Below are 1,249 nucleotides of genomic sequence, written 5' to 3' on the forward strand. Positions count from 1 at the left end.
AGAGCCTGTTCACAGATGCTTAAGTGCGGGTCCGTAGAGGGCAGGGCCGATCTTGTTGATGTGGCCTTGGTGTGACCATTGGGACAGTTGGACGCGGAAGCTGTTGACGTTGTCGATGCCGAGGATGGCGGCCAGTTCGGTGCTCTTCCATGCCCGCCAGGGCTGGGTGGCCAGGAGTTCGAGGACCTTGCCGCGCCGGTCGGGGCTGGTTGGCGCCGGCAGCGGTGGAGGTTCGCTCCAGCGGCCGTGGGCCGGTAGTCCTGCCAGGTCACGGGTGAGGCGGCGGGTCATCTGGTGGACGGCGGCCCACAGCACCATGGCTTCGTGATGCTCGGGTTTTCGTTCGTAGCAGCGGACCAGACGGCGGTGTCGCATCAGCCAGGCGAAGGACCTCTCCACCACCCACCGGCGGGGAAGCACGACGAATCCCTTCATGTCGTCGCTGCGCTTGACGATCTCGACGGTGCAGGCCAGGGCCTTGTTGGCCCAGGTGACCAGCCGTCCGGCGTAACCGCCGTCAGCCCACACCAGGCTGATGGTGGAGAACTTCTCGGTCAGCCGGGCCAGCAGCGGAGCGGCGCCGTCACGGTCCTGCACCGAGGCCGCGGTGACGATCACGCAGATCAGCAGGCCGAGGGTGTCGACCACGATATGCCGCTTCTGCCCCTTGATCTTCTTACCGCCGTCGTACCCGCAGGTGGCCGAGCCGACGGTCTCGGCCGCCTTCACGCTCTGCGCATCGATCACCGCCGCGGTCGGCGTCTCCTTGCGGCCGGCCGCGACCCGGATCCGGCCGCGTAGCCGATCCACCAAGCGCTGCGGCATCCCCCGGGCGGACCAGCGCTCGAAAAACGCATACACCGCCGGCCACGGCGGGAAGTCCACCGGCATGGCCCGCCACTCGATCCCGTACCTGGTCACATAGCCGATCGCGTCCAGCACCGCCCGCAGATCATGGCGCATCGGCGCACCGCCCGGGCCCTTGCGCAACCCGGCCATCACCGCCTCGGCCTCCGGCCGCAGCACCCGCCACTGCTCATCGGTCAGATCCGACGGATACGACCGGACCCGATCCCGGCACAGACAACCGGGCACAACACAACTGGCGCTGGCGGCAGGAAACCGGTAGACAGTCATCCAAGGGCTTCTGGCAGGCGAGTGATCTAGACACTCCCTCGACTACCAGAAGCCCTCTCCTGTCTCCAGAGCCGACACGCCAACCCACCCAAACCGATCGCTAACAGGCTCT

At 67.2% G+C, this 1,249-nt stretch carries 1 protein-coding gene; it reads right to left on the minus strand.

The features are described from left to right. Window positions 1–9: 9 nt before the first annotated feature. Complete coding sequence (locus HKK74_RS38850; RefSeq protein ID WP_281398228.1) at window positions 10–1,137, minus strand: IS5 family transposase; 1,128 nt, start codon at window positions 1,135–1,137, stop codon at window positions 10–12. Between the last annotated feature and the right edge of the window lie 112 nt (window positions 1,138–1,249).

It is taken from the genome of Actinomadura alba, from assembly GCF_014323705.1.
Taxonomy (GTDB): Bacteria; Actinomycetota; Actinomycetes; order Streptosporangiales; family Streptosporangiaceae; genus Actinomadura_C; species Actinomadura_C alba.